We start from the raw sequence: 22,825 nt of genomic DNA, 5'->3' as shown, positions 1-22,825 counted from the left end.
CACCCCCCGGGTGACGGAGAACGAGGCCGTGGCCCGGGGCCCGGGGGCCGGACGGGTGTGAGGAGTGGTTACCGTGGGGGTGTGTACCGGTTCCTCCTGACTCCCCGCTGGCTCGGCGGCACCGCCCTGGCCGTGGCGGCCGTGGCGGTGTGCCTTTGGCTGGGCTCCTGGCAGCTCGGCCGGTTCGAGGACCGGGTGTCCACGCACCAGGAGGTCAAGCAGTCCGTCACCGCCGCGGGTGACGCCCGGCCGATCGACGCCCTGCTCAATCAGGCGACTCCGCAGGTGAACACGGAGACCGTCGGCAAGACCGTGACGGTGACCGGCAGCTACGACACCGAGCACCAGCTGCTCGTCCCCAACCGCGTGCTGGACGGCAAGCAGGGCTACTACGTGCTCACCCCGCTGCGCACCGCCGACGGGCACGCCGTCGCCGTGGTGCGCGGCTGGGCACCCGGGGAGCCGGGTGCGGGCGCCGCCGGGCCGCCGCCGGGCGGGCAGGTGACGGTGACCGGGCGTCTGCAGGCCAACGAGGGCGCGGGCAGCAACGGCGCGGTGGCGGGCGGCCTGCCCGCCGGGCAGCTGGGGATGATCAACCGGGCGTCGCTGCTGAACGTGCTGGAGTACGACGGCTGGTACGACGGCTGGGTGGCCACCGACGACGCGCCCGCCGGGCTGACCCCCGTGCCGACCGTGCAGCCGCAGGGCGGGGACGGCCTCACCCTGCGGGCGTTCCAGAACCTGGGCTACACCCTGGAGTGGTTCGTCTTCGGCGGCTTCGTGGTCTTCATGTGGTTCCGCCTGGTCCGCCGCGAGGCGGAGGCGGAGCAGGACCGGGTCCTCGGGCTGGACCCGGTCCTGGACTGACCGAGCGGCTTCCCGGCCCTCCTCAGCGCTTCGGCGGGGTCGGCAGGGCCGGTGCCGGAGCGGGCTTGGCGGGCGGCACGGTCGGCGTCGGCGTCGGCGTCGGTGCCGGGAACGGCGGCTGGGTCGGGGAGGACGAGCCGGTGGGCAGCGGCGTCGGGTCGCTGTGGCAGTGGCCGTTGCCGTTGCCGCCGGAGGTGTCGTCGGAGTCGTAGTGGTCGATGTGGTGGTGCACGGTGCGACCGGTCTTGGAGCCCTTGGAACCCTTCGAACCCGAGGAACCGCCGGAGCCCTTCGAGCCCTTGGCGAGCTCCACGGTCCCGTCCGCGGTGCCGACCGGGTCGGTCTGCTCGTACGTCGCCGGCCGGACGGCCGTACCGGTGCCCACCGCGCTCGCCTTGGTCGCGGTGGCGGGCGGGATGGCGGGCGGGATGGCGGGCGGGGTGGCACCGGCGGCGGGAACCGCGGGAGCCGCAGGGGTGGCGGGTACGGCGGGTACGGCCGGAACCGCGGTGCCGGTGGGCACCGCGGCCGAGGGGTTCGGCGCCGGCGGGCCCACCGGGGGCGGGCAGGCGGCGTCGTTCTGCTGTGATCCCGAGCAGCCGGTGAGCACCAGGGCCCCGGCCACCACGACCCCCGCGAGCATCAGCAGACGTCTCACTCCGTGCCCCCGGCACCGCTCGCGCCGGCCCCCGCCGACGCCGCGGGCAGGTGCCGTCGGACGAAGTCGATCTCCAGCCGGAGCTGCTTGATCCGCTCCTCCACCACCAGCGACCCGTGCCCGGCGTCGTACCGGTACACCTCGTGGGGCTTGCCGAGCTCCTCCAGCCGCTCGACGTAGTTCTCGATCTGCCGGATCGGGCAGCGCGGGTCGTTGACGCCGGCGCTGATGTAGACCGGCACCCGGACCTGCTCGACGTAGGTCAGCGGCGAGGAGGCGGTGAAGCGCTCCGGGACCTCCTCCGGGGTGCCGCCGAACAGCGTGCGGTCCAGCGACTTGAGCGCCTCCATCTCGTCGGCGTACGCGGTGTGGTAGTCCGCGACCGGGACGACGGCGAGGCCGAGGGCCCAGCTCCCGGGCTGGACGCCGATGCCGAGCAGGGTCAGGTAGCCGCCCCAGCTGCCGCCGGTGAGCACCAGCCGCGCCGGGTCGGCGAGGCCGCTCGCGACCGCCCACTCGCGGACCGCCGCGATGTCCTCCAGCTCGATCAGGCCGACCCGCTCGTGCAGCGCGTCCGTCCAGGCCTGGCCGTAGCCGGTCGAGCCGCGGTAGTTGACCCGGACCACCGCGAAGCCGTGGTCCAGCCAGGCGGCCGGACCGGCGGCGAAGGCGTCGCTGTCGTGGTAGGTCGGGCCGCCGTGGATCTCGAACACCGTCGGGTACGGACCGTGGGCGGGCGCCGTCGGCCGCTGCACCAGCGCGTGCACCCGGCCGCCCGGGCCGTCCACCCAGACGTCCTCGACCGGCACCGAGCGGGGCGGCACCGAACCGGGCGCCCGCAGCACCACCGTCCCGGCGGTGGAGCGGACGGCGGAGGGCTCGGCGGCGGAGGACCACAGGTACTCGACGGTGCCGTCCGGGCGGGCGGTGGCGCCGCCGACGGTGCCGCGCGGGGTGTCCAGCCTGGTCAGCCGGCCGTCGGCGAGCGTGTACGAGAACAGCTCGCTGCGGGCCTCGTACTCGTGCTCCACCAGCAGCTCCCCGGCACCCGGGCGCCACTGGGCGGAGACGTCACCGGGCAGCTCGCGGCCCTGCTCGTCGCGCAGCGGGAGGGCGGTCTCGGCGCCGGTGGCGACGTCCCAGATCATCGGCTCCCAGCGGCCGGTGCGCTGGTGGGCGACCAGCAGACGGGTGTCGCCCTCGACCGGGGCGAAGCCCAGGCAGGCGACGCCGCGCGGCTCGTCCCGGCCGGTCACCTCGTCCAGCTCGGCGACGGTCTCGACGCCGCCGGTCCCGGTGAGGCGGACGACCCGGATCGCGGAGTGCATCGCGTCGCCGTGCTCGGTGTGGTCGATGGCGAGCAGCGTGCTGTCGTGGCTGAGGTCGCCGACGCCGCCGTACTCCTCGTGCCGGTAGATCTCGACCGGCCCGGCGCCGCCGGGGCGGCGCAGGTGCAGGGTGGTGCCGTCCTCGTCGGTGGAGCGGCCGACGACCACGGTGCCGTCGCGGCCGAGGGCCAGACCGGCCGAATAGGAGGCGGCGAGGCCGGGCACGGCTTCCTCGTCCGGGCCGCCCGCGAACGGCTGGCGTCGCCAGACGCCGAACTCGTCGCCGTCGTGGTCGTCGAACCACCAGACCCAGTCGCCGTCGGGGGACAGTTCGGCGTCGGTGGTGCCGTTCGGGCGGTCGGTGACCTGGCGGTGGGCGCCGGTGGCGCGGTCCCAGGCGTAGACCTCGTAGGTGCCGGTCGCGTTGGACACGTACAGCGCCCGGTCGGGGGCGTCATCGGCCCAGTCGGGCAGGGACACGCGTGCTGCCCGGAACCGCTGCTCCCACGCCGGTACGGCGCTCTTCTCCTCGCTCATCCGACCATCCAACCCGATCGGGGGGAGGGAAGGGAACGGGCGGGTGGGGCTCGGCCCACCCGCCCGGGGGGCGGGGACGCGGTCCGGGTGTGGTCCGGGGTGCGGTCCGGGCGTGGTCCGGGACGCGGTCCGGGGCGTCCACGAACGCTCGGCCGGGCGCCCGGGCCCTCCGCCGTTCCGTCCGGTGCCCGGGCTTCCCCGGCCGTCAGGCGCCCGGCACGCGGTCGAGGAAGCCGTACACCGCGCCGATCCGGCCGTCCGGGGTGGCCGTCAGCACGTCGAAGCCGATCACCACCGGTTCCGCGCCGGCCGGGCCGAGGTTCCAGGTGAAGCGGGCGATGTCGTGGTGGGCGTCCACCGGGCCGAGGGTGAACTCCAGCCCCGGGAACTGGGCCTGGGCGGCGCCGATCAGCGCGTCGACCGCGTCCCGGCCGGCCACTGCGGCCAGCGGGTCGGTGTAGCGGCCGTCCTCGGCCCACGCCTCGTCGATCAGCTTGCGGCGGGCCGCCGGGTCGGTCTCGTTCCACACCGCGAGGTAGCGCTCGGCGAGCTGCTGGAGGGCGGCGGTGGTGATCTCGGTCATCGTCATCTCCGGTGTTCCGCTGGGTGGTCGGCCGGGTCGTTCCCGGTGCTCACCACGGTAGGGACGGGCGGCCGGCGGCGAATCCGTCACGTATCGGCATGGGGTACGTAGCTTCGGCGGGGGAGTACCGGGGCACGGTGCCGTGGCCTGTGGCCTGTGGCCTGTGGCCTGTCGCCTGTGGCCTGCGGCGGGCGCGCGGGGCGGATGGGTAGGGTCGGGGCATGCTGTACGGGAGGGAAGGCGAACAGGCCGCCGTGGACGGGCTGTTGGACGGAGCGCGGGCCGGCCACAGCGGGGCCCTGTTGCTCCGGGGCGAGGCCGGCATCGGCAAGACCGCGCTGCTGGACGACGCCGTCGTGCGAGCGGGGGCGGCGTTCCGGGTGATCCGGGCGGCAGGCGTCGAGTACGAGGCCGAACTGCCGTACGCGGGGCTGAGCCTGCTGCTCGCGCCCGGCCTGGACCGGCTGGACGCGCTGCCCGGCCCGCAACGGCGGGCGCTGGAGGCGGCGTTCGGGCTGGCGGAGGACGGGGAGTTCCCCGAGCGGCCCGCCGACCGGCTGCTGGTCGGGCTCGCCACGCTCGGGCTGCTCGCCGAACTCGCCACCAAACAACCGCTGTTGTGCATCCTGGACGACGTGCAGTGGCTCGACCGGGCCTCGCTGGACGCCCTGCTGCTGGCCGCCCGGAGGCTCCAGGCCGAGGGGGTGGCCCTGCTGCTCGCCGCCCGCACCGAAGGCGGCACGGGGATCTCGGCCGAGCGCCGGCTCGGCCTGCCCGAACGGGAGGTGACCGGCCTGGCCGAGGCCGACGCCACCCGGCTGCTGGTCCGCCGGGCCGGCCCGGACCTGCCCGCCGCCGTCCGCGACCGGCTGCTCGCCGAGGCGGCCGGCAATCCGCTGGCGCTCACCGAACTCCCCTTCGCGCTCGCCGAACTCCCGGTGGCCGCCGGGTCGCGGCCGAACACCGCGGGCGGGCTGCCGCTCACCAGCCGGCTGCTGATCGCCTTCCACGGCCAGGTCACCGGCCTGCCCGCGGCCACCCAGACGCTGCTCTTGGTCGCCGCCGCCGAGGAGAGCGGGGCGCTCGGCGTCATCCTGCCCGCCGCGGCCGCCCTCGGCGGCACCGCCGAACACCTGGCGCCCGCCGAGGAGTCCGGTCTGGTGACGGTCGCGCCCGACAGCCGGATCTCCTTCCGGCACCCGCTGCTGCGCTCGGCGATCCTCCAACGGGCCCCCCACCACCAGAAGCTGGCGGTCCATCAGGCCATTGCCGGGGTGCTGCCGGACGGCGACCGCCGCACCTGGCACCTCGCCCTGGCCGCCACCGGACCCGACGCCGGCCTCGCCGACGCGCTGGAACGCGCCGCCGCCCGCGCCGAACGTCGCGGCGGCCACGGCGGAGCCGCCGCGTACGAGCGCGCCGCCCGGCTCACCCCGGACCGGGACGGCGCCACCCGCCGGCTCGTCCTTGCCGCCGAATCAGCCATCGAGGAAGGCGAGTTGGAGCGGGCCGAGGTTCTCGCCGAGGAGGCCTCCGGTCGGACCGGCGACATCCTGGCACAGGCCCTGCTCGACCAGGTCCGGGCCGCCGTGCACTTCTGGCGCGGCGCGCACCCGACCGCCCACCGGCTGCTGCTCGCCGCCGCCGGCGCCGACATCGACCCGCGGTACGCCGCCCGAATGCTGTTCCAGGCCTTCCACGCGGCCTGGTACGTCGGGGAGGAGCCGGTGGCCGCCGTCCTGGACCTCCTGGCAGCCCTGCCCCTGGCCGACGACGACCCCCTCGCCCCGCTCGCCCGCCACCTGCCCGCGGCCGTCCTGCCCGCGCTCGGCCGGCCCGCCGCGCCGCTCCCGGCCGTCCACCAGGTGGTCGAGGCCGCCCGCCGGGCCGGCGCCGAGAGCCCGGTCGACCTGATCCAGCTGTGCGGCGCCACGCTTGTCCTCGGCCGCGACGAGGAGACCGCCGAACTCGCCGCCGAACTGGTCGCCGAGGCCCGCGCCAAGGGCACCGTCGGCGTGATGCCCACCCTCCGGTTCTTCCAGGCCGAGGCCGAGCTCTTCCACGGCCGGCACCGCGACGCCGAACTCACCGCCACCGAGGCCCTCGGCCTCGCCCGGGACACCGGCCAGCACCAGTGGGTCAGCCAACTCACCGCGCTGCTCGCCTGCCTGGCCGCCCTCGACGGCCGAACCGACCGCTGCACCGAACTCGCCACCGCCGCCCTCGCCGCCACCGGCCCGCAGACCGCCGCCCCCGCGGCCGGCCTGCCCTGGACCCAGTGGGCGCTCGGCCTGCTCGACCTCGGCCAGGGCCGCGCCGGCGACGCCGCCGACCGGCTGCACACCCTCACCACCGGCCCGCACCGCCACCACGTCAGCGCCACCCGGGCCGTCCCCGACCTGGTCGAGGCCGCCGTCCGCCTCGGCACCCCCGAACGCGCCGCCGAACCGTACGATCGCTTCGCCCGCTGGGCGGCCGCCACCGACCGCCCCTGGGCCGAGGCCCTACGGCTGCGCTGCCAGGCCCTGCTGGGCCCCGACGAACTCGCCGAGTCCGCCTACCTGGCCGCCCTCGCCCGCCACGAAGCGGCCCACCGCCCCTTCGAGCAGGCCCGCACCGCCCTCCTGTACGGCGAATGGCTGCGCCGCACCCGCCGCCGCACCGACGCCCGCCCCCACCTGCGCGCCGCCCTGGAGACCTTCGACCGCCTCGCCGCCCACCCCTGGGCCGCCCGCGCCCGCACCGAACTCTCCGCCACCGGCACCCCGGCCCCCACCCCCGGCACCCCCACGGCCCCGCCGTCGCCCCTCACCCCTCAGGAACTCCAGATCGCCCGCCTCGCCGCCCAGGGCCTCACCAACCGCGACATCGCCGCCCAGCTCTTCCTCAGCCCCCGCACCGTCGCCCACCACCTCTACAAGGCCTACCCCAAGCTCGCCATCACCTCCCGCACCGAACTCCCCACCACCCTCTGAGACCGGTACACGAACCGGGGCCATGCCGAACGGCTGTCGGCAGGGCCCCAGTTCGTTCAGCTATCGGCATTGGTGCCGTCGTCCGCGGACTGATCTGCGGAGTGCTTCCATCCCTCGGAATAGTGCTCCCGGTGGTACGCCAGGTGTGCCAGATCGACCCGATGTCCGGGGACCTCGCGCAGTTTCCCCATGTCGGCGCCCGAGGCGCGGTCAGTGATCGTTAGGTCGTCGGCGATGGCAAGCGTGCCGAAGTCGAACAGGGTGTGGTGGTTGGGGCACAGGCACAGGACGTTCCCCGCGACATCGGGCCCGTTGTGCGGCTGCCCCAGCCCCCGGATATGCGCTGCCTCGGCGTACGCGCCGGTGGGTGTGCGAAGGCGCGCGCCACACACTTGGCAGGCGAAGTCATGAGCCCGCTTCACGAAGTTCGCCACCTTGGTGCTGCGAACGATCCGCTGGACCCTGGCTTCTAGCCGGGTCGGAGTGTCGCAGCCAGCAGGCTCCGGGAGTGTTGGTTCCTGTTGGGCCGGCACGGGGCCGGAGAGACCCAGGAGGCGGTATCGCCAGATGCGGAACCCGGAGCGACCGACATCGTGCCAGGAATCGTCGACTCGGAAGAGCCCGTCATAGCGGTAGTTGGGCCTGGCAGATCGCTTGGAGGCGTGCCTCACGGCACGGATCACTCGTACCGGTGCGCCAGTGGTCTGACTGGTAACGAGGGCCGCGTTGCCGAGTGTGAGCTCTTGGTCTCGCACCTGTCGGTGTGTTTCCGGGTCGCGCCCGCCTTGCCCGGTGTAGACGATGACGTCGCCGTGGTCCTCGTCATCCTCGTAACCCCCGGATACGACTATGGACTCGGCCCCGAGTTCCGCCGTGCCGCAGATGCCGGCCTGCAAGGGCCGGTGCACCTTGGCGTCGGAGAGCTCCCGTCGATTGACGAAGATGCGTCCGACATCGATCCCCGGCACATCGCCGTAGCCGTCGAAGTCGATGGGTGTGACGGGAAGGACTCTTTCCTGCAAGGCCCGGCCTCTCAACGTCAGAGAATCGATGTGCTCATCGATGTGCCTAGGGGATGAGCGTCGGATTGCAAACGCTCACGGGAACCTGGCAGTTCCAGGCCGTGCTACCGGCGTCTCCAGAAGCGAGACCGCCAAGTGAACTGTGAGCAGCCAGAGCGAGTTTGGAGGATGTGATCGGTCTCGGTGTCGGGGCTTCGACTTACGATGCCAGCCATGATGCTTCGAGGCTTCTTGCATGAGGTAGGCGCCACCTATAACCGTCTGGCGGGGACCAGCACGCCAACCGCTCAACTCCTCCGTGATGCTCCGTCCCATTTCGCCCGCTATGTGCAGGGCGAATATCTCATCGAGGGGAGCGCGGGAAAGGGTAACGGCGCTATCTGCCCCTGGGTCGCGTTCTTCGATCCGGACGAAACGACGACGGCCCGGCGCGGCATGTACGTCGTGTACCTCTTCGCCGAGAACATGGAGACGGTGTCCCTCAGCCTGAACCAGGGTGTCACCGACCTCCGCGAGAAGTACAGCGCCGCAGAAGCGAATCGCAAGCTCTCCGTGGAAGCCGGAGCCATCCGCGAAGCGCTGCCGTCCGAGAACGTCGCGGGCCTGGAGGTCGGCATAGACCTCGGGGGCCGGCGGGGGCTGCCACTGTCGTACGAGCAGGGGAACGTCCTTGCCCGCACCTACAGGGTTGCAGACCTGCCCAGTGAAGATGTGTTGCGTGAGGACCTCCGGCGGTTCATCGCGCTCTACCAGGATGCTTTGGTGGCTCGTGAATGGCTGCGGCAGACCACGCATGACGTCATCTGCACTGTTCGAGCCGAAGGCACGTGGACTCACGAGCAGAGCAGGGACGGGCTGCTTCACTTCGCGCCCAAGAGCGACGAAGAATACGTGCAGACCATCGAGGCACGCGAAATCGTGAAGAGCAGGAAGCACGAAACCCTGGTCCGTGACTACGGAACTCACCTCCATGCCACCGGGTTTGAGGTGGGCACCAACGTGCATCCGAGGGACATCGTCGCGCGCAATGACGCTGCGCACTGGCTGATCGAAGCGAAGGTCGTGCGGCGAGGAAATGCCACTCATGCGGTGCGAGAAGCGCTCGGGCAGTTGGCGACGTACTCCTTCCTGCTCTACTCGCCCGACGAACAGCCGAAGCAGATGGCCCTCTTCACCGAGGGGATCGGCGATGTCTACGTCAGACTCCTGGAGTACCACGGCATCGCCTCCGTTTGGCGCTCGGCCACCGGATGGTCGGGATCGCCCACCGCTGTCGCGGCGGGACTGGCTGCTGCGGCAGAGGTGGGCGCGTAGTCGGCGGGATCAGCCCCGTGCTGCTCCGAAGATGAGGAGAAGGCGGCATGTGGGCCGCGAAACGGCCCTACGGCCTTCTCCTCCTTCGTCGGCCCGAACTGCGGACAGCGCGTTCGGCGAAGTTGCCCGGCGCCGGGAACCGGGCACGGACACCGCCACGATCGGACCGTCTCCTGGCCAAGGGGGCGACTTCAGCCACCGAACGTCGAACTGGCTGAAGTGCGATCACGCAGTTGGTCGCACACAACGACAGAGGGCCTGCCGGATTTCTCCGGCAGGCCCTCTGCACTGGGTCGGGGTGGCGGGATTTGAACCCACGGCCTCTTCGTCCCGAACGAAGCGCGCTACCAAGCTGCGCCACACCCCGGTCTTGCGGTTTGTCGCTCCGTCTCCTTCGCGACGAGTAGAACTCTACCGGACGCTCGCCGAGACACGAAATCCGGTTCCGGGCGGGCGTCCGGCGGGGGTCAGCGGGGGGCTGGGGTGAGGGTGAGGAGGGTGGCTTCGGGAGGGCAGGCGAAGCGGACGGGGGTGTAGCGGTTGGTGCCGCAGCCGGCCGAGACGTGGAGGTGGGAGCGGTGGCCGCCCGCGGTGTGGGTGGAGAGGCCCTTGACCCGGCGGGTGTCGATGTCGCAGTTGGTGACCAGGGCGCCGTAGAAGGGGATGCAGAGCTGGCCGCCGTGGGTGTGGCCGGCCAGGATGAGCGGGTAGCGGTCGGCGGTGAAGGCGTCGAGGACGCGCAGGTAGGGCGCGTGGACGACGGCGAGGGAGAGGTCGGCGTCGGCGGAGGGGCCCCCGGCGACCTCGCTGTAGCGGTCGCGGCGGATGTGCGGGTCGTCGAGGCCGGTGAACTCCAGGTCGAGCCCGTTCACGGTGAGTCGGCCGCGGGCGTTGGTGAGGTCGAGCCAGCCGGCCCCGTCGAAGCCGTCGCGGAGCTTCTCCCACGGGTTGTGGACGGCGCCGGTGATGCCGCGGCTCGCGGTGCCGTCGGGGTTGTTCATGCCGTGGACGCCGCTGCGCATGGCCTTGAGGTAGCGCGCGGGGTTCTTGCGGGCCGGGCCGTAGTAGTCGTTGGAACCGAAGACGTAGACGCCCGGGAACTCCATCAGTGGCCCGAGCGCGTCGAGGGTGGCCGGGACGGCGAGCGGGTCGGAGAGGTTGTCGCCGGTGTTGACCACCAGGTCGGGGCGCAGGCCGGCCAGGCTCTTCAGCCAGCGCTGCTTCTTGCCCTGCCCGTTCACCATGTGGATGTCGGACACCTGGAGGACCCGGATCGGCCGGGCGCCGTGCGGGAGGACGGGGACCTCGAACCGGCGGAGGCGGAAGGCCCGGACCTCGTACCCGACGGAGTAGGCGAGACAGGCGGTTCCGGCGGCGGCGATGCCGAGGGGAACGGAGTACAGCGGTCGCATCAGGCCATGCTCTCAGACGGTCGATCAGCTTGTGCACGCCCGGAGTCGGCGGTGCGGGAGGGGGAGCCGGGCACTTCGTCGGACTCGCGGCGGGCGCGCAGCGCGCGGACCTTGTGGCGGTTGCCGCAGCGCTCCATCGAGCACCAGCGCCGCCGTCCGGGCCGCGAGGTGTCGACGAAGATCAGCCGGCAGTCGTCCGCGCCGCACTCCCGGACCCGGTCCGCGTGCGGGCCGGCGAGCAGCGCGATGGCGTCGCGGGCGAACGTGGAGGCCAGCTGCGCGCCGTCGGCGGGCAGCGGGGCGGCGGCGGTGCCGTCCGGGGCGATCCGGGGGACCAGTGGCGGGTGTTCGGCGGCCCGGTTGAGGACGGCGTAGTCCTCGGGCTCGCCCGTTCCGCCGTGGGCGCGGGCGGCGGCGAGGCGCCAGAGCGCGTCGCGCAGGGTGCGCGTGGTGGTGAGCTCGGCGGGGGAGACCCGGACGGCGTCGGCGGGCAGCCGCAGCCGGGAGCGCGGGAGCCAGGCGGCGAGGTCGGCGGGCCGGTGCAGTGCCTCGTACCGGGCGTACGGGCCGGGGCCGCCGGTGGTGAGCAGTTCCAGGCAGAGGGCGCCGGGGTCGAAGTGGAAGCGGCTGCCCGCGGGGGTGGTGAGGAGCAGCCCGGGCTGGTCGGCGCTCCGGGCGGCCGAGTCGTCTCCGTCGGTCATGCGGCCAGGATAGGCGTAACCGGCTTGTGAGGTTACGCGGACGGGGGCAGGGGGCAGGGGGCAGGGGGCAGGGCGGTGGTGGCGGCGGTGGCCGGCCTCAGGCCGGAATGGTGTTGACGTACTCCCGCATCATCCGGGGGACCCGGTACGCGTACTGGTGGCCGCGTTCCACCTGGACGACGGAGAAGCCGACCAGCTCGGCCAGCAGGTCGAGGTTGCGGGACGGTTCCCGCCCCCCGTCGTCGATCGGCTCCCACGCCTCGTCGACCGGTTCCCGCCGGACGTCGTCGATGGAGAACTCCTCCGGGAGCCGGGAGAGCCGCCCGAGCGCCCGGCGCTGCCGCTCGTCGAGCAGCCCGTACGCCCAGGCGAGGCTGCGGTGCAGCGAGCGGTGGTGGGAGAGCCCGCCCACCTCCTCCTGGCCCAGGATCGGCAGCACCCGGGACTCCTCCACCAGGACGTGCAGGGGCACCGAGCGCATCCGGACGGCGGCGTTCTCGATCGCGAGCGCCAGGCCGCCCAGCCGTCGGCAGAGCTCGACCACCTGTGGCATCTGGTCGCGGAGGTCCAGGGTCGGGACGACCGAGTGCACCCGGCGGCAGAACAGTTCGGCGGCGGGCGGGCAGCCGTAGGGCCCTTCCGGCCGGTCGACCGGCAGCGGCGACACCTCCCACAGGTCGGCCGGGACCCCGGCGGGCGCCCGCAGCGAGGTGATCAGGATGTGGAGCGCCGGGTGCCGCTCCAGCAGCGTCCTGACCTGCCCGGCCACCGTGTCGATGACGTGCTCGGCGTTGTCGACGACCAGCAGCATCCGCGGCTCGGGACCGGTCCGGGCGTCGCGGTCGAGGCCCTGGAACAGGGTGTCGAGCGCGTGCTGGGTCTGGGCCGACGCGGCCGCCGGGTCGACGGCCTCGGGGGTGACCGAGCCGAGCTCCAGGACCGCGACGCCGTCCCGGAAGCGGTCCAGCAGGTGGGCGGCCGCGTCCAGCGCCAGCCGGGTCTTGCCGACCCCGGCCGGCCCGGTGAGCACCAGCGGTCGGCCCGGTCGCAGGGCGGTGACGATGTGCAGCAGGTCGGCCCGGCGGCCGACGGTGATGTCCGTCTTGGGACGCAGCCCCTGCCACCGGGCGTCGTCCGGGACCCCGGCGACGCGGGTCGGCGCACCGGGCTCGGGCCGGACGGGCAGCAGCCCGGTCGGGGCGTCGGCGGGGGCGGCGCGGGACGACGGGGAGTCGTCCTGGTGGGCCGACCCGGAGAACAGGGCCCCCACCAGGAGTTCCACCGAGCTTCGCCGCGGATTCTTGATGGCGCCGGTTTCCAGATTGCGAATGGTCCGGACGCTGACGGTGGAGTGCTCGGCCAATTGCTCCTGGCTCCAGCCGACCATCCTCCGCTGGGTCACCAACATCGAACGAAGCTGATTGCTGTCCATTCCCCCGCGCTTCCTGCCGTCGTGAGCAGAATAGAAGTCAGAATGCGACGCTCCGTGTCGCGGCGCCGGTCACTCCGAAAGGCGATCGCCGCCGGTCGGGCGCAGACCCGCAGGTTCCTGGAGGCTTGGCGCGTCGGCGCCGCGGGTCAGCGGTTGGTGGATAAATAGTTACGGGACAAAGTATCTGGGGTGCTGCGGCGGTTTATCACGGCTGTTCGCGAAGGTCTTCGGGGGCGGTGCGAGGCGTCATCGGGCTGCTCGGGCGATGCGCGAACGAGTGTACTACGGGGATTGTTTCCGCCGAGTGGACGCAATGTGTGGATTTCCCTTCGGGGATCGGTGAGTTCGCGTCCGGTCCGGTGGTTTTCGGCGTTTCGACCGGTATTGTGCGGGCCTGATCGGCCACCCTGGCCGAATTCCGCCGTTCCCGCTCCCGGCCCGGAGCGTCGACTGTTCACGGGCCGGGCCACCACGCGTTCCAGGGCCGGGCCACCACGCGTTCACGATCCGGACCACCACGCGTTCCCGGGCCGGGCCGCCGTCACTCGACGCGCCGCCCGGCGGGGCCGGGCCGGGATCGGCGGGGCATACTCGTTCATCTGCGGAAACCCCACTGGATGCCCGCTGGAAACCTGGTTGAGCCCGCCTACGGCCGAAGGATAAGAAGAGGAAATGACAACGCTCAAGGAGCAGCTGCACGAGGACCTCACGGCTGCCATCAGGGACCGGGACGAGCTCCGCTCGTCCACCATCCGGCTCACGCTGGCCGCCGTCACCAGCGAGGAGGTGGCGGGCAAGCAGAAGCGCGAGCTGTCCGACGCCGATGTGCTGAAGGTGATCGGTCGCGAGGCGAAGAAGCGCCGGGAGGCGGCCGAGGCCTTCGACACCGCCGGCCGTACCGACCAGGCGGCCCGGGAGCGGGCCGAGGGCGAGCTGCTGGCGACCTACCTGCCCAAGCAGCTCTCGGACGAGGAGCTGGCCGCGATCGTCGCGGCCGCCGTGGCCGAGAGCGGCGCGAGCGGCCCGCAGGGGATGGGCGCCGTGATGAAGCTGGTGAAGCCCAAGGTCGACGGCCTGGCCGAGGGCGGCCGGGTCGCCGCCGCCGTGAAGGCCGCCCTGGCCTGACGCGCGCTGACCGGACCCGCGCCGACCCGACCTGGGCAGGCCTGACCCGCGCTGACCGGACCTGAGCAGACCCGACCTGAGCAGACCGGACCTGAGCAGGCCCGACCCGCACCGGCCGGACCTGAACGGCGCACCCCGGTCACACGCCGAAGGGGCGCCCTCCGCACTGGAGGGCGCCCCTTCTCGGCTGGTCGAGCCGGCTCAGCCGTTCCCGTTGCCGCCACCGTGGCGGCCGCCGTTCCCGTTCCCGGGCATCGGCGGGAGGGTGAACCCGCCGGGCAGTCCTGTGGGCAGCCCACCGGGCAGACCCTGGTTGCCACCGCCGTTGCCGGGGTTGCCGCCCTGGCCGGGACCCTGGCTCTGCTGCGGCGGCGGGGGGTTGCCGGCCGGCTGGGTGTTCTGGTCGGCCGCCGGGGTGGTGTTCGTGCTCGCCGGCGGGGTGGCCGCCTGCATGTCCGGGATGCTCGCGGTGGGCAGCTGCTCCACGGGGGAGCCCTTCAGCGCCTGGTTCATCGCCATGCGCCAGATCGGACCGGGACCGCTGGCACCGAAGACCTCGGGGAAGTAGGTCGGGCCGATCTTGATGTTCTTCATCGGCACACCGCCGGCCGGGCCGCCGAGCCAGACCGAGGTGGCCAGCTGCGGGGTGTAGCCGCTGAACCAGGCGGCGCGCTTCTCGTCCGAGGTACCGGTCTTGCCGGCGATCTGGCGGCCGTCGTCCAGACCGAGGTCCTTACCGGTGCCCTTCTCGGTGACGCCGCTCAGCACGGTGTTCAAGGCGTCGGCGGTGGTCTCGGAGAAGGCCTGGTTGCACGCGGACTGCGGGACCGGGACCTCCTTGCCGTCCACCGTGGTGATCTTGTTGATCGCGATCGGGGAGCAGTACTTGCCGCGCGCGGCGAAGGTCGCGTAGACGTTCGCCATGGTCAGCGGGGACATCTCCTGCACGCCGAGGCCCATCGAGGGGACCTCGTCGAGGGGCTTGCCGCTCGCCCGGGCGGTAATGCCGAGCTTGTTGGCCATCTGCTTCACCGGGCAGAGGCCCATCTCGGCCTCCATCTCGACGAAGTAGGTGTTGACCGACATCGCCATGGCCGTCTTGAGGTCGTACGGGCCCTTCTCGTTCTCGGACTCGTTGGGCACGGTCCGGGCCTTGCCCTTCTCCGTGTTCTTCCAGGTGCCCTCGCAGGTCTTCATCGTCGGCCACTCGATGCGGTTCTCCGACTTGTACTGCTGGGTGGCCGGGATGCCGTTCTCCAGCGCGGCGGCGGCCACGATCGGCTTGAAGGTCGAGCCGGGCTGGAAGCCGTTGCCGCCGCCCATCGCCGCGTCGACGTTGAGGTTGACGACGGTCTGGTTCTTGTTGCTGTCCAGGCCGTACGGACGGGTCTGGGCCATCGCGAGGATCTTGCCGGTGCCCGGCTCCATCATGGTCGCGGCGGCCGACACCGGGTCGTTGACGTTGACCAGCTTGGTCACCGCGTTCTGGGCCGCGGCCTGCTTGTCCGGGTCCAGCGTGGTGTAGATGTTCAGACCGCCGGTGTCCCAGAGCTTCTTGCGCTCGTCGGAGCTCTTGCCGAACGCCGGGTCCTGCTTGACCACGTGGCGGACGTAGTCGCAGAAGAAGCCCATCCCGGCCTGGGCGGTGATGCAGCCGTTCTGCGGGTCCTTGTACTTCAGACCCAGCGGGGCGGCCTTCGCCTCCTTCGCCTGGTCGGCGGTGATGTGCTTGTTCTCCAGCATCTTGTCGATCACGACGTTGCGGCGCTTGACCGTGTTCTCGGGGTAGCGCACCGGGTCGAAGGACGACGGGTTCTGCACCGTGCCGGCCAGGGTGGCGGCCTCGGCGACGGTCAGGTCCTTGTTGCTCTTGCTGAAGTAGCGCTGGGAGGCGGCCTCGACCCCGTAGGCCTGGTGGCCGTAGAAGGTGATGTTGAGGTAGTTGGTGAGGATCTGGTCCTTGGACAGGTCCTCCTCCAGCTTGATGGCGACCTTCAGCTCCTGGATCTTGCGGCCCAGGGTCTTGCGCTGGGCCTCCAGGACGGCCGCCTGGTCGTCGCCGGCCTTCTCCACGTTGACGTTCTTGACGTACTGCTGGGTCAGCGTCGAGGCGCCCTGGGAGGTGGTGCCGCTCTCCGCGTTCTTGCTGATCGCGCGCAGGATGCCCTTGAGGTCGACGGCGCCGTGCTCGTAGAAGCGGGCGTCCTCGATGTCCACCTGGGCGTGCCGCATGAACGGCGACATCTGGTCGGCGGTCAGGACCGTGCGGTCGCGCTCGTAGACCTTGGCGATCAGGCCGCCCTTGGCGTCGAAGATCTGGGTGGCCTGGGTGAGCGGCGGGGTCTTGAAGTCGTCCGAGATGTTGTCGAAGCTGTCCGCGGTGTCCTTGGCGGTCAGGCCGATGGCGCCGACGGCGGGCAGGGCGAGACCGGCCAGCAGGATTCCGGAGAGCACGCTGACGCCCAGGAACTTCATGCCGTTGCTCGCGTGCTCGGACGCTGATCCGCCGGTCCTGCCGCGCGGAGCTCCGGCGTTGCCTGGGGGCTGGGGTGCCTGGGGGCTCTTCGGTGCCATGAGGAGAACCCTACGTCGCGGAATCCCACGCACAGGGGTAGGTGTTCGCCTAGGCTTGTCACAAGCTTGCGACAGCTTCGGTGCGTCAACATCGTTCACTCTTGTGGGCGAGGAGACTTGCCCGAATTGCCCGGCGATGACTGGGTTTTGAGGCAGCTGTGGCCTGCTGTGCCCGTGTGGCCGGTTGCGCTCCGTGACGGCGCCTGTGGCGAGAGTGGGGGCTCCACCCCTGGCAAGGGGTGCGACCTGCGATCACTCCAACGAGTGAGCTGATCGCCACCCATAGTCCAATCGGGTCATTCGAGATTGAGCCCGAAGGGGCTGTTGCAAGCTGTCGTTCTTCCGTAACGTCCTCAACTGGCAACGGTGAATATGCCGTTGCCGCCGTGGGGGAGCCTCGAATACGGGAGAGGACGGCGCCGGCATGGGCTGGGTAGACGACTGGAGTGCGCAGGCCGCCTGTCGCACGAGTGATCCGGACGAACTGTTCGTCCAGGGGGCGGCACAGAACCGGGCGAAGGCGGTGTGCAGCGGCTGTCCGGTCCGGACGGAGTGCCTCGCGGACGCGCTGGACAACCGGGTGGAGTTCGGGGTGTGGGGCGGGATGACGGAACGCGAGCGCCGCGCGCTGCTGCGCCGTCGTCCGACGGTCATCTCGTGGCGGAGGCTGCTGGAGACGGCACGCACCGAGTACGAGGAGTCCCTCGCGACCGGCGTGATACTGACGGACTACGCGCAGGCGGGCTGAGCCCGGCCGCACCGTGCGGTCCGGGCCGGTCGGCCCCTCGGGCGCGCGGGTGCGCGCTGCACCGTGCGTGCCGCACCGCGCGGAGGACGCCACACAGAGCACAGCGCGCGGAGCACAGCGCGCGGACGTCACCGCGCTGACTACACCGCGCCGTTGAGCCGGTCCCCGATCGCCCGCAGTCCGTCCAGGTCGTGCACGTCGCCCGGCAGCGCCGGGACCTCCACGATCGGCACGTCCGGGTACACCGAGACGAAGCGGTCGCGGGTGCGGCGTTCGCGCCCCATGATCTGCATCCGCTCGGCGTGCAGCCGCAGCAGCCCGGTCGCGAGCAGCTCCGCCTCGGGCGAGGCGTGCTCCGCGCCGTTCTCCTCCAGGGCCTCGGCGGCCGCCAGCGCCCGCTCCGCGGTGAGCTGGGGAGCACCCGTGCCGTGCACCCGGTTGAGCACCAGTCCGGCCAGCGGCATCCGGTCCGCGGCGAGCCGGTCCACGAAGTACGCCGCCTCCCGCAGCGCGTCCCGCTCCGGCGCGGCCACCACCAGGAACGCCGTGCCCGGCGCCTTGAGCAGCTGGTACGTGCGGTCCGCGCGCTCGCGGAAGCCGCCGAACATCGAGTCCATCGCGCTGACGAAGGTCTGCACGTCGGTGAGCAGCTGGGCACCGAAGATCTTGCCCAGGGTGCCGGTGAGCAGGCCCATCCCGGCGTTCAGGAACCGCATCGCGCTGCGCCCGCCGACCTTGGCCGGGGCGGTCAGGATCCGGATCACCCGGCCGTCCAGGAAGGACCCGAGCCGGTTGGGCGCGTCCAGGAAGTCCAGCGCCGAGCGGGACGGCGGGGTGTCCACGACGATCAGGTCCCACTCCTCGGCGTCGCGGAGCTGCCCGAGCTTCTCCATCGCCATGTACTCCTGGGTGCCCGCGAAGCCGGCCGACAGGGACTGGTAGAAGGGGTTCTCCATGATCGCCCGGGCCCGGGCGGGCTCGGCGTGGGCCAGCACGACCTCGTCGAAGGTCCGCTTCATGTCCAGCATCATGGCCTGGAGTTCTCCCTCGCCGGAGACCCCCTTGACCACCCGAGGGGTGTTGTCGAGCTCGGTCAGGCCCATCGACTGGGCGAGCCGGCGGGCCGGGTCGATGGTCAGCACCACGACCTTGCGGCCGCGCTCGGCCGCCCGCAGCCCGAGCGCCGCGGCGGTGGTGGTCTTGCCGACTCCGCCGGAGCCGCAGCAGACGATGATCCTGGTCTTCGGGTCGTCGATCAGCTCGTCCACCGCGAGCCGCTTCCCGGTGCTCCGCACCCCGTTCGAGGTCATGCCGCCCCCTGCCGCTTCAGTTCGCCCGCCAGCCGGTACAGCCCGCCGAGGTCCACGCCCTCGCCGAGCAACGGCAGTTCGTACGTCGGGAGCCGCAGCTGCTGGATGTCGGCGCGCTGGGCGCGCTCCAGCTCGACCCGTTCGGCGTGCTCCCTGGCCTGGTCCAGCAGCGGGTCGAGCAGCGGCTCCACCGCCGCCCGGACCTTCTCCGCGGTGCGCGGACGGCCGCCGAGGCCGGCCTCCCCGAGCGCCAGGGCGACCTCCTCGCGGTGGTCCCCGTCCACCGCGGCCACGGCGGCCGCGTCCAGCACCGGCGGCCGGACCATGTTGACCATCACCCCGCCCACCGGGAGCTTCGCCTCGCGCAGCTCCTCGATGCCGTCGACCGTCTCCTGCACCGGCATCTCCTCCAGCAGGGTGACCAGGTGCACCGCGGTCTCCGGCGACTTCAGCACCCGCATCACGGCCTGCGCCTGGGTGTGTATCGGGCCGATCCGGGCCAGCCCGGCGACCTCGGCGTTGACGTTCAGGAAGCGGGTCAGCCGGCCGGTCGGCGGGGCGTCCATCACCACCGCGTCGTAGCGCCGGCGGCCGTCCGGCTCCTTGCGCCTGGTCGCCTCGCACGCCTTGCCGGTGAGCAGCACGTCCCGCACGCCGGGTGCGATGGTGGTCGCGAAGTCGACGAAGCCGACCTTCTGCAGCGCCTTCCCGGCCCGGCCGAGCTTGTAGAACATCTCCAGGTACTCCAGCAGCGCCAGCTCGGTGTCGATCGCCAGCGCGAAGACCTCGCCGGGCCCGCCCTCCCCGGCGGCCAGCCCCAGCTGGGCGCGCGAGACGGAGGCGATCCGGCGCTCCTCGTACGGCAGCGCGGCGATCCCGAACAGCTCGGCGACGCCCTGCCGGCCCTCCACCTCGATCAGCAGCACCCGGCCGCCGTCGGCGGCGAGTGCCAGGGCCAGCGCCGCTGCCAGCGTGGTCTTCCCGGTGCCGCCCTTGCCGCTGACCACGTGCAGCCGGACGCCCTCCCAGTCGGGGTCGCGCCGGGCCGCTTGGCCGGGGGTGCGTGCCACGCTCCGTCTCCGTCCGTCCTCGTCCTCCGGGCGTCCCCTCCTGGCGAGGGTGCCCCTCCTCACCAGGGTGCCCTCCCGCGAGGGTAACCAGGGACCGTACCGGATGCCCGGAGTGCCTGGGCCGCCAGGCCTGATCATGCCCGCTTTGTGCCTCACCTCACACGCTTCGCGGCGGGCAGCGCGGATCGTCGCGACGGCTCGTCTAGAGTCTGGCCATGACCAAGTGGGAATACATGACGGCGCCCCTGCTGGTGCACGCGACCAAGCAGATCCTGGACAACTTCGGCGAGGACGGCTGGGAGCTCGTCCAGGTCGTGCCCGGCCCCAACCCGGAGCAGCTGGTGGCCTACTTCAAGCGGGAGAAGAACGCATGAGCAAGGTCGAGCAGAAGCTCGCCGAGCTGGGGCTGACCCTGCCGCCGGTGGCCGCCCCGGTGGCCGCGTACGTCCCGGCCCTGCGGAGCGGCGATCTCGTCTTCACCTCCGGCCAGCTGCCGGTGGTCGGCGGCAAGCTGCCGACCACCGGCAAGGTCGGCGCCGAGGTCTCCCCGGAGGAGGCCAAGGAACTCGCGCAGATCTGCGCGCTGAACGCCCTGGCCGCCGTGAAGTCGGTCGTCGGTGACCTCGACCTGGTCGAGCAGGTCGTCAAGGTGGTCGGCTTCGTCGCCGCCGCCCCCGACTTCATCGCCGTCCCGGCCGTCGTCAACGGTGCCAGCGAGCTGCTCGGCAGCGTGCTCGGCGACGCCGGCACGCACGCCCGCAGCGCCGTCGGAGTCGCGGTGCTGCCGCTCGACGCCCCGGTCGAGGTCGAGATCGTGGTGCGCGTCAAGGCCGCCTGAAGCTGATCGAGGTCGGCCGGGACCGACCGGATGTGATCGCGGAGGCGGGAACGGATCTGTCCAACCCCGCCTCCGTGCGCTTAGCATCCGGGCATGGACCATCGAGCGACGACGCTCCCGATGCCGCCCGGCTGGCCTGCCCGGATCCGGGCGGTCGCATCCGGTGCGGTGACCCCGCCGGTGCCCCGGCCCGCCGCGACCGTGGTGCTGCTGCGCGACGCCGCCGAGGGGCCGCAGGCCTACCTGCTGCGCCGGCGCACCTCGATGGCGTTCGCGGCCGGGATGTACGCCTACCCGGGCGGCGGGGTGGACCCGCGGGACGCCGAGGTCGAGCCGGGCTGGGCCGGGCCGGCGCCCGAGGAGTGGGCGCGACGGCTCGGGGTGGACGCCCGGACGGCGCGGGCGGTGGTCTGCGCGGCCGTCCGCGAGACCTTCGAGGAGGCCGGTGTGCTGCTGGCCGGCCCGGACGCGGACAGCGTCGCCGCACCGCGCGACTGGTCCGCCGAGCGGGCCGCGCTGGAGGCGCACGAGCTGTCCTTCGCCGAGTTCCTCCGCGACCACGGCCTGGTGCTGCGCAGCGACCTGCTGGCCGGCTGGGCCCGCTGGATCACCCCGGAGTTCGAGGACCGGCGCTACGACACCTGGTTCTTCGTCGCCGCGCTGCCGGCCGGCCAGCGCGCGGCCCTGGAGGTCGGCGAGGCCGACCGGGTCGCCTGGCTGACCCCGGCCGAGGCGGTGCGGGGCCACCGCGAGGGCCGGTTCGGGATGCTGCCGCCGACCGTGACGGTACTGCGCGAGCTGTCCTCGGCACGCACCGCCGCCGAGGCCCTGACCGCGGCCGCCGGGCGCCGGCTGGAGCCGGTGCTGGGCCGGGCCGAGATCCGCGGGGACCGCCTGACGGTCCGCTGGCCCGGCTACGAGGAGCTGACCATCGACGGGGAGTTCCCCGAGGGCCCCTGAGCGGTCCCTACGACCCGGACCACCCGGACCGCCCGGACCGCCCCGGTGACCCGCTTGGCCCGCGTGTTCCGTATGACCCGCACGACCCGTATGACCCGCACGACCCGCATGACCCGCACGACCCGCATGACCCGCACGACCTTCCGGTACCGACGCAGAGAGAGGACGGACGCCCGATGACCCACAACGACGTGGCTCGCCGGACGGCACCCGAGATGCCCGCCCGCCGCCTGATCCCCCGCACCGCCGCCTGCGACAGCCAGGCCTCGTTCGTCGACGTGGCGCAGCGCGCCATCGTCCGGGCGCTGCCGCTGCGGACCCTGCGCCGAGACGGCGGAGGCCGCCGGTGAGCGGACTCCTGCCGGGTGACCCCGCCGCCGCCGTCGGCGGTGAGGCCACCCCCCGGGCGCTGTGCGTGCTGGCACCGAACCCGTCGCCGATGACGCTGGACGGCACCAACACCTGGCTGCTCGCCGAGCCCGGCTCGGACCTCGCGGTGGTGATCGACCCGGGCCCGCTGCACGAGGGCCACCTGCGCCGGGTGATCGACCTCGCGGAGGAGCGGGGCCAGCGGATCGCGCTGACCCTGCTCACCCACGGCCACGCCGACCACTCCGAGGGCGCGGCCCGCTTCGCCGAGCTGACCGGCTCCGAGGTGCGGGCCCTGGACCCGGCGCACCGGCTGGGCTCGGAGGGCCTGGTGGGCGGCCAGCGCCTGGACGTCGGCGGCCTGGACCTGCGGGTGGTGGCCACCCCGGGACACACCTCGGACTCGCTGACCTTCCACCTGCCGGACGACGGCGCGATCCTCACCGGGGACACCGTGCTGGGCCGCGGCACCACGATGGTCGCCCACCCCGACGGACGGCTCGGCGACTACCTGGACTCGTTGCGCCGGCTGCACACCATGGCCTCCCGGCACGGCGTGCGCACCGTGCTGCCCGGCCACGGTCCGGTGCTCGCGGACGCGCTCGGCGCCGTCGACTACTACCTGGCCCACCGGGCCTCCCGGCTCGCCCAGGTGGAGACCGCGGTCGAGGCGGGCTGCCGGACCGCGCCCGAGGTGGTGGCCTGGGTCTACGCCGACGTGGACCGGGCGCTCTGGCCGGCCGCCGAGCTGTCGGTGCGGGCCCAGCTGGACTACCTGGAGGGGCACGGGCTGATCCCCGAGCTCGACTGACCGCGAAGGCTCGGGGCCCGCGAAGGCTCGGGGCCGCGAACGTCCAGCGCCTCCGCGAACGCCCGGGGGCCGTGAACGCCCCAGGGGCCCGCCGAGCGGGCCGGCCCCGGCGCGGTCGCGGGCGGGAGCGCCCGCCGGGCGCCACCCCCGCCGAGAGCACGCGCGCCCCCCCCCGGGCCGCCCCCCTAAGC

General features: G+C 72.8%; 20 protein-coding genes and 1 tRNA gene. 10 read left to right on the top strand and 11 right to left on the bottom strand.

Annotated features, from left to right (window positions below; translation table 11 throughout):
* The first annotated feature begins 81 nt into the window (after positions 1-81).
* Positions 82-867, top strand: coding sequence for an SURF1 family protein (locus tag ACFRAR_RS31755; protein WP_380702506.1), 786 nt, complete (start codon positions 82-84; stop codon positions 865-867).
* A gap of 22 nt (positions 868-889) precedes the next feature.
* Here the strand turns inward: ACFRAR_RS31755 and ACFRAR_RS31750 are convergent, their stop codons facing one another.
* From ACFRAR_RS31750 to ACFRAR_RS31740, 3 genes are all read right to left on the bottom strand, one after another.
* Positions 890-1,525, bottom strand: coding sequence for a hypothetical protein (locus tag ACFRAR_RS31750; RefSeq protein WP_380702504.1), 636 nt, complete (start codon positions 1,523-1,525; stop codon positions 890-892).
* A complete protein-coding gene (locus ACFRAR_RS31745) occupies positions 1,522-3,390 on the bottom strand; it encodes a S9 family peptidase (protein ID WP_380702502.1) in 1,869 nt (622 codons plus the stop codon). The genes ACFRAR_RS31750 and ACFRAR_RS31745 overlap by 4 nt, the downstream gene beginning before the upstream one ends.
* Before the next feature lie 205 nt (positions 3,391-3,595).
* Complete coding sequence (locus ACFRAR_RS31740) at positions 3,596-3,973, bottom strand: nuclear transport factor 2 family protein (RefSeq protein ID WP_380702500.1); 378 nt, start codon at positions 3,971-3,973, stop codon at positions 3,596-3,598.
* A gap of 221 nt (positions 3,974-4,194) precedes the next feature.
* Here ACFRAR_RS31740 and ACFRAR_RS31735 point away from each other — a divergent pair, with 221 nt between their 5' ends.
* Complete coding sequence (locus ACFRAR_RS31735) at positions 4,195-6,948, top strand: AAA family ATPase (RefSeq protein ID WP_380702498.1); 2,754 nt, start codon at positions 4,195-4,197, stop codon at positions 6,946-6,948.
* A gap of 56 nt (positions 6,949-7,004) precedes the next feature.
* Here the strand turns inward: ACFRAR_RS31735 and ACFRAR_RS31730 are convergent, their stop codons facing one another.
* The gene (locus ACFRAR_RS31730; protein ID WP_380702496.1) at positions 7,005-7,970 is read right to left on the bottom strand and encodes a YDG/SRA domain-containing protein; all 966 of its coding nucleotides are present in this window, start codon (positions 7,968-7,970) and stop codon (positions 7,005-7,007) included.
* 213 nt (positions 7,971-8,183) lie between these two features.
* Between ACFRAR_RS31730 and ACFRAR_RS31725 the strand changes: the two genes are divergently transcribed.
* The gene (locus ACFRAR_RS31725; RefSeq protein WP_380702494.1) at positions 8,184-9,284 is read left to right on the top strand and encodes an MrcB family domain-containing protein; all 1,101 of its coding nucleotides are present in this window, start codon (positions 8,184-8,186) and stop codon (positions 9,282-9,284) included.
* A 293-nt stretch (positions 9,285-9,577) separates the two neighbouring features.
* Here ACFRAR_RS31725 and ACFRAR_RS31720 read toward each other — a convergent pair.
* The 4 genes from ACFRAR_RS31720 to ACFRAR_RS31705 all read right to left on the bottom strand — a co-directional run bounded on the left by ACFRAR_RS31720 (position 9,578) and on the right by ACFRAR_RS31705 (position 12,799).
* Positions 9,578-9,651: transfer RNA gene (locus ACFRAR_RS31720), tRNA-Pro, on the bottom strand.
* A 100-nt stretch (positions 9,652-9,751) separates the two neighbouring features.
* Positions 9,752-10,696 (bottom strand): metallophosphoesterase, encoded by a 945-nt coding sequence (locus tag ACFRAR_RS31715; protein WP_380702492.1) that lies wholly within the window; start codon positions 10,694-10,696, stop codon positions 9,752-9,754.
* Positions 10,696-11,397 (bottom strand): CGNR zinc finger domain-containing protein, encoded by a 702-nt coding sequence (locus ACFRAR_RS31710; RefSeq protein ID WP_380702490.1) that lies wholly within the window; start codon positions 11,395-11,397, stop codon positions 10,696-10,698. Before ACFRAR_RS31710 ends, ACFRAR_RS31715 begins: the two co-directional genes overlap by 1 nt.
* A gap of 97 nt (positions 11,398-11,494) precedes the next feature.
* Complete coding sequence (locus tag ACFRAR_RS31705) at positions 11,495-12,799, bottom strand: helix-turn-helix domain-containing protein (protein WP_380702488.1); 1,305 nt, start codon at positions 12,797-12,799, stop codon at positions 11,495-11,497.
* A gap of 702 nt (positions 12,800-13,501) precedes the next feature.
* Here ACFRAR_RS31705 and ACFRAR_RS31700 point away from each other — a divergent pair.
* The gene (locus ACFRAR_RS31700) at positions 13,502-13,954 is read left to right on the top strand and encodes a GatB/YqeY domain-containing protein (protein WP_380702486.1); all 453 of its coding nucleotides are present in this window, start codon (positions 13,502-13,504) and stop codon (positions 13,952-13,954) included.
* A 201-nt stretch (positions 13,955-14,155) separates the two neighbouring features.
* Here ACFRAR_RS31700 and ACFRAR_RS31695 read toward each other — a convergent pair whose 3' ends face one another.
* Positions 14,156-16,528, bottom strand: a complete 2,373-nt coding sequence (locus ACFRAR_RS31695; RefSeq protein ID WP_380702484.1) for a transglycosylase domain-containing protein — start codon at positions 16,526-16,528, stop codon at positions 14,156-14,158.
* 424 nt (positions 16,529-16,952) lie between these two features.
* On the opposite strand from ACFRAR_RS31695, the gene ACFRAR_RS31690 reads away from it, so the two are divergent.
* Entirely contained in the window at positions 16,953-17,276 is a 324-nt protein-coding gene (locus ACFRAR_RS31690) for a WhiB family transcriptional regulator (protein WP_030240986.1), read from the top strand.
* Between the two features lie 140 nt (positions 17,277-17,416).
* On the opposite strand, the gene ACFRAR_RS31685 is transcribed toward ACFRAR_RS31690, so the two are convergent.
* Both ACFRAR_RS31685 and ACFRAR_RS31680 read right to left on the bottom strand, forming a co-directional pair.
* Entirely contained in the window at positions 17,417-18,586 is a 1,170-nt protein-coding gene (locus ACFRAR_RS31685; RefSeq protein WP_380702482.1) for an ArsA family ATPase, read from the bottom strand.
* A complete protein-coding gene (locus ACFRAR_RS31680; RefSeq protein WP_380702480.1) occupies positions 18,583-19,656 on the bottom strand; it encodes an ArsA-related P-loop ATPase in 1,074 nt (357 codons plus the stop codon). The genes ACFRAR_RS31685 and ACFRAR_RS31680 overlap by 4 nt, the downstream gene beginning before the upstream one ends.
* Positions 19,657-19,871: 215 nt before the next feature.
* On the opposite strand from ACFRAR_RS31680, the gene ACFRAR_RS31675 reads away from it, so the two are divergent.
* The 5 genes from ACFRAR_RS31675 (at position 19,872) to ACFRAR_RS31655 (ending at position 22,634) form a co-directional block, all read left to right on the top strand.
* Positions 19,872-20,030 carry a DUF4177 domain-containing protein gene (locus ACFRAR_RS31675; RefSeq protein ID WP_094743074.1) on the top strand — a complete coding sequence of 53 codons (159 nt, stop codon included), beginning with the start codon at positions 19,872-19,874 and terminating at the stop codon, positions 20,028-20,030.
* Positions 20,027-20,494, top strand: a complete 468-nt coding sequence (locus ACFRAR_RS31670; RefSeq protein ID WP_380702478.1) for a RidA family protein — start codon at positions 20,027-20,029, stop codon at positions 20,492-20,494. Before ACFRAR_RS31675 ends, ACFRAR_RS31670 begins: the two co-directional genes overlap by 4 nt.
* Before the next feature lie 93 nt (positions 20,495-20,587).
* Positions 20,588-21,454, top strand: a complete 867-nt coding sequence (locus ACFRAR_RS31665; RefSeq protein WP_380702476.1) for an NUDIX hydrolase — start codon at positions 20,588-20,590, stop codon at positions 21,452-21,454.
* 176 nt (positions 21,455-21,630) lie between these two features.
* Positions 21,631-21,804, top strand: a complete 174-nt coding sequence (locus ACFRAR_RS31660) for a hypothetical protein (RefSeq protein WP_380702474.1) — start codon at positions 21,631-21,633, stop codon at positions 21,802-21,804.
* Positions 21,801-22,634, top strand: a complete 834-nt coding sequence (locus ACFRAR_RS31655; protein WP_380702472.1) for an MBL fold metallo-hydrolase — start codon at positions 21,801-21,803, stop codon at positions 22,632-22,634. Before ACFRAR_RS31660 ends, ACFRAR_RS31655 begins: the two co-directional genes overlap by 4 nt.
* Positions 22,635-22,825 lie beyond the last annotated feature (191 nt).

Origin of the sequence: Kitasatospora sp. NPDC056651 (assembly GCF_042792155.1) — a bacterium.
Taxonomy (GTDB): Bacteria; Actinomycetota; Actinomycetes; order Streptomycetales; family Streptomycetaceae; genus Kitasatospora.
The sequence above is the reverse complement of the archived record's forward strand: the minus strand, read 5'-3'. Positions and strand labels throughout refer to the sequence as shown.